Raw genomic sequence first — 4,536 nt, forward strand, 5'->3', positions numbered from 1 at the left:
GCCAGGTAGGCCGAGTCGGGGCTGTCGGGTGCGAGCCGCAGACCCAGCAGGTCGGCCATCAGGCGGCCCACCACGAGGCGGGCGGTCGCGGCCACGTCGACCTGCTCGCCCGCGGCCAGGCGCGCGGTGAGGTCGGCGTAGACCGGCCCGGCGGCGCGGTCGACCAGGGCCGCCGCGTTCTCCTCGGTGAACAGGTCCCGGGCCCGCCGGCGCAGGTCCGCGTGGCCGGCGCCGTCGAACAGGCGGGTGACGTACGGCCCGAGGATCTGCTCCCAGAGGTGGCCGACGCCGCCCTCGCCGAGCAGCGTGAAGTGCTCGTGGTCGTTGAGCACGGCCCGGATCAGGGTCGGTTCGCCCGCCACCCAGCCCAGCCGCGGCACCCGCCGGATCGGACCGAACGGGCGGGAGGCCGCCAGGCCGGTGAGCGCCCAGAGCGCGGGCCTGCTGGCCCGCAGCAGCCTGGCCTCGTGCCGCCGTGCCGTCCCGCCCATCGCCGCCCCCGCTCCGCCCCGGATGTCCGTGCGGCACACCGTATCGTGGGGGAGCGCGGATGTGACATGATCTGATGATCATGCAATTCGGGGGAGGCCAGGCAGAAGTGCCGTCCGGCAGTAGACAGATCGACGGGCACGGCGGCGCGCGGGCGGTGCTCGCCGCGGTGGCGACGTACCTGCCCGAGGAGTCGCTGACCTCCCGTGAGGTGGAGCAGCGGATCGCCGCGCACGGGCCCTACCGGCCGCGGCCCGGGCTGATCGAGGCGGTCACCGGCATCGCCGCCCGGTACGTCGCCCCGGCCGACTGGCAGGCCTCCGACCTGGCCGCCGCGGCCGCCCGCAAGCTGCTGGCCGGCGCCGGCCTCACTGCCGGCGACCTCGACCTGCTGGTCTTCGCCAGCGCCTCGCAGGACATGGTCGAACCGGCCACCGCACACATCCTGGGCGCGAAGCTCGGGACGCGCTGCCCCGTGTTCGACGTGAAGAACGCCTGCAACAGCCTGCTCAACGGCCTCCAGGTCGCCGAGGCGCTGATCGCCGCCGGACAGTACCGCCGGGTGCTGGTCTGCACCGGTGAGCTCCCGTCCCGGGCCGTGCGCTGGGCGGTGCGCGACCGCGGCCAGTTCGTCGAGTCCTTCCCCGGCTACACCCTCTCCGACAGCGGCGCGGCCGTCCTGCTGGAGGCGGGCACCGGGCCGGCCGAGGACCCCGACGGGCCGGGCATCTTCCACCGGTCCTTCGGCGCGGACTCCTCGGCCTGGGAGGTCGGCACGCTGCCCGGCGGCGGCACGGCGCACCCGCGGGACCTGGAGGCCACCTACTTCCGGATGGACGGCGCCCGACTGCACGCGGCCTTCGAGGCGCTCGGGCCGGGGCTGCTCCACCAGGCCCTCGCCGCACACGGCCTGAGCTGGGCGGACTTCGCCGTCGTCGCGGTCCACCAGGTGACCGTGCCGCTGCTGGAGGCCTTCCTGCGCGGCACCGGCCTGGACGCCCGGCCGCTGGTGCCGGTGCTGCGCGAGCACGGCAACCTCGCCTCGGCCTCGCTGCCCTTCCAACTCGCCCGGGCGCTGGAGCAGGGCCGCTGCGGGCCCGGCGACCGGATCGCGCTGATCGGACTGGCCGGCGGCGTCTCGCTCGGCGTCGTCTTCGCCCGGCTGTGAGGGAGTTCCCGTGACCGACCTGTGGGTGGTCGTGCCCGCCTACAACGAGGAGGCGTCGCTGCCCGCCACGCTGCGCGCGCTCGCCCGGCAGACCGACACCGACTTCGAGTGCGTGGTGGTGGACAACGGCTCGACCGACCGGACGCCGGACGTGGTCCGGGAGTTCGCCGCCACGGCCGGCTTCCCGGTGCACCTCGCCGACGAGCCGCGCAAGGGCACCGGCGCCGCGGCGGACACCGGGATGCGGTACGCGATCGCCGCCGGTGCCCGCTACCTCGCCCGCACCGACGCCGACTGCCTGCCGGTGCCCGGCTGGACCGCCGCCGCCCGCCGCGGGCTGGCCGGCGGGCTCGGCCTGGTGACCGGTCAACTGCGCCCGCGCACCGACGAGTTCCGGCTCCGGCTGTGGGAGAGCCGACTGCTGCCGGCGGTGGTGTCGGTGGCGGCCGCGTTCGGGCGGATCCGCCCCGGCAACCGCGACCCGCAGTACCTGGGCCCGTACCTGATGTGCCCCGGATCCAACCTGGCCATCACCGCCGAGCTCTACCAGCGGTGCGGCGGCTTCCCGCGCACCGCGATCGAGGAACTGCACGAGGACCGGGCGCTGGTCAACCGGGTGCGCAGGGTCACCGCCGCCTACGGGCAGGTCCGGGGGATGAAGGTCTACGGCTCGGTGCGGCGGCTGCGCGCCTACGGGCTGCGCAACACCCTGGCCTGGTACGCCGACCACCGGTTCCGGCCCGACGTGGTGGACATCCGGTGAGCCGTCCGCACGGACGGGCCTGGGAACGGCGGCTGCAGCTGGCCGCGCACCCGCTCGCGTACCCGTTCATCGCCGCCGTCGCGCGGCGCGGCCCCGCGGTCCGGGTGCCCGGCGTCGGGATCGTGGTGAGCGATCCCGAGTTGGCCCGCCGGGTGCTGCTCGACCAGGACGGCTTCCGCAAGGACGGGCCGGGCTCCTCGGGCGCGCTGTGGACACCGGTGCTCGGGCCGGCCGTGCTGCTGAACATGGAGGGCGAGGAGCACCGGCGGCTGCGGGCCACGCTGGCCGGCCTGTTCACCCGGACCCAGGCCACCGAGCTGTGCGCCGCGGTGCTCGGCCCGGTGCTGCGCGAGGCCACCGACCGGCTGGCCGCCGGGGCGGCGGTCGACCTGGTCGCGCTGACCAGGACGGCGGCCGGCGCGGTGATCGGCGACCTGCTCGGAGTGGCGGACGCCGCCGGCGCCGAGGTCTTCGAGAGCGGTGAGCGGATCGTCCGGATGGTCGGGCTGCGCACCCGGGAGCTGAGTCCGCGTCAGGTCGCCCGGGCCAGGCAGGTGCTGGCCGGGCTGGTCGCGGCGGCGGGCGACGCGTACGACCGGGCCGAGGCGGGCTCGATGATGGGCCGGCTGCGGGCCTACGGGCTGGACCGGACCCAGTCGCTCGGACTGGCCGCCGCGTTCCTGCTGACCGGGACGGAGACGGTGGCGACCACCGTGCCGCGGATCTTCGCCCTCTGGCACGACCACGGCCTGCTCCCCGAACTGCGCGCCGCCTTCGCCCAGGCCGGTCCGGACGACACCGCGGTCTGCGACGCGGCCGTGGACGAGGCGATGCGGGTGATCACCCCGAGCCCGGCGATGCTGCGCCGGGCCGCCGCGCCGGCCCGGCTCGGCAGCACGCAGGTGCGCGCGGGCGACCGGGTGGTCGTCGCCACCGCCCGCTGCGACCTGGCGGCCGGTCCGTTCGACCCCGCAGCGGCCCGCGGCCGGTGCCCCGCGCACGATCCGCGCCGGCTCTGGTTCGGGGCGGGCCCGCACTACTGCATCGGCGCGCCGCTCGCGCTGGCGGAGATCCGGCAGCTGGTCCGCACGGTGGTGCTGGCCGGCGCCGACCGCATCGTGCACCGGCGGGCGGCCCGCCGGGTGCTGATCCCGACGTACGCGCGACTGGAGGTGGCGGCCGGATGACCGGTGACGCGCAAGCGGTGGGCCCGGGGCTGGTCGGGCGGATCACGGAGCACGCGCGGCGCAGGCCCGGGGCGGTGGCCCTGGTCGACGCGCGCGGCGAGCTCGGCTACCCGGAGCTGGTCCGGCGGATCGAGGCGACCGCGCAGGGCCTGCGGCGGGCCGGGATGACGGCCGGGGACACGGTGCTCTTCGCCGTCCGCCCCGGCCGGGACGCGCTGGTGCTGGGGCTGGCCGTGCTGGCGGTGGGCGCCGCCGTGGTGGTGGCCGACCCGGGCGCCGGTCCCGAACTCGACGCCGCACGCAGCCAGTTGGTGGCCCAGGAGCTCGCGCCGCCGCGCTGGCTGGCCGCCGAGTCCTGGCTGGGTGCGCTGGCCGCGCGCCGGGCGGGGCGCGGCCTGCTGCGCCGGATCGGACTGGACCTGCCCGCGCTGGCGGACCCGGCGCTGCGGCTGGTGCACACCGGACCGCGGCTGCCGGGGCTGCCCGCCGACGCGGTGTCGGCCGCGGAGCTGGCCCGCACCGCGGCCGTGCCCGCCGCCGCGCCCGTACCCGTGGCCCCCGCCGGGCCCGCGCCCGCGGACCCGGACCGCCCCGCGCTGGTGGTCTTCACCGCCGGCACCACGGCCCGCCCCCGCGCGGTCGTGCACAGCCGGGCGACCCTGCTGGCCGGCGCCGACCTGCTCGCCGCCGCCCTCGGCCTGCCGACCGCCCCCGCACCGGTGGTGGTGCACTCCGAACAGCTGATGATCGCCTTCGCCTTCCTCGCCGCCGGCGCCACCTGGTCCGTGGCACCGCTGCCCGTGCGGCCGCGGCGGTTCGTCAAGGACCTGCGCCGCCGCCGGGCCACCCACACCTTCGGCACACCGGCCGCCGCGGCCCGCCTGCTGGACGTCGGCGGACTGCCGGACACCCTGGGCACGGTGCTGCTC

Annotated in this window: 5 protein-coding genes; 4 read left to right on the forward strand and 1 reads right to left on the reverse strand. The window is 77.2% G+C overall.

What is annotated here, in order from left to right; translation table 11 throughout:
• The coding region (locus tag ACFW1A_RS38905; RefSeq protein WP_380418135.1) for a hypothetical protein at nucleotides 1-491 on the reverse strand (491 nt) is incomplete at its 3' end.
• Between the two features lie 74 nt (nucleotides 492-565).
• Here ACFW1A_RS38905 and ACFW1A_RS38910 point away from each other — a divergent pair.
• From ACFW1A_RS38910 to ACFW1A_RS38925, 4 genes are all read left to right on the forward strand, one after another.
• Nucleotides 566-1,657 (forward strand): 3-oxoacyl-ACP synthase III family protein, encoded by a 1,092-nt coding sequence (locus ACFW1A_RS38910; RefSeq protein ID WP_380418137.1) that lies wholly within the window; start codon nucleotides 566-568, stop codon nucleotides 1,655-1,657.
• Between the two features lie 10 nt (nucleotides 1,658-1,667).
• Nucleotides 1,668-2,420 (forward strand): glycosyltransferase family 2 protein, encoded by a 753-nt coding sequence (locus ACFW1A_RS38915; RefSeq protein WP_380418139.1) that lies wholly within the window; start codon nucleotides 1,668-1,670, stop codon nucleotides 2,418-2,420.
• Complete coding sequence (locus ACFW1A_RS38920) at nucleotides 2,417-3,607, forward strand: cytochrome P450 (protein WP_380418141.1); 1,191 nt, start codon at nucleotides 2,417-2,419, stop codon at nucleotides 3,605-3,607. The genes ACFW1A_RS38915 and ACFW1A_RS38920 overlap by 4 nt, the downstream gene beginning before the upstream one ends.
• A partial coding sequence (locus ACFW1A_RS38925) for an AMP-binding protein (RefSeq protein ID WP_380418143.1) occupies nucleotides 3,604-4,536 on the forward strand: 933 nt, incomplete at its 3' end. The genes ACFW1A_RS38920 and ACFW1A_RS38925, both read left to right, overlap by 4 nt.

It is taken from the genome of Kitasatospora sp. NPDC058965, from assembly GCF_042741245.1.
Lineage (GTDB): Bacteria > Actinomycetota > Actinomycetes > Streptomycetales > Streptomycetaceae > Kitasatospora.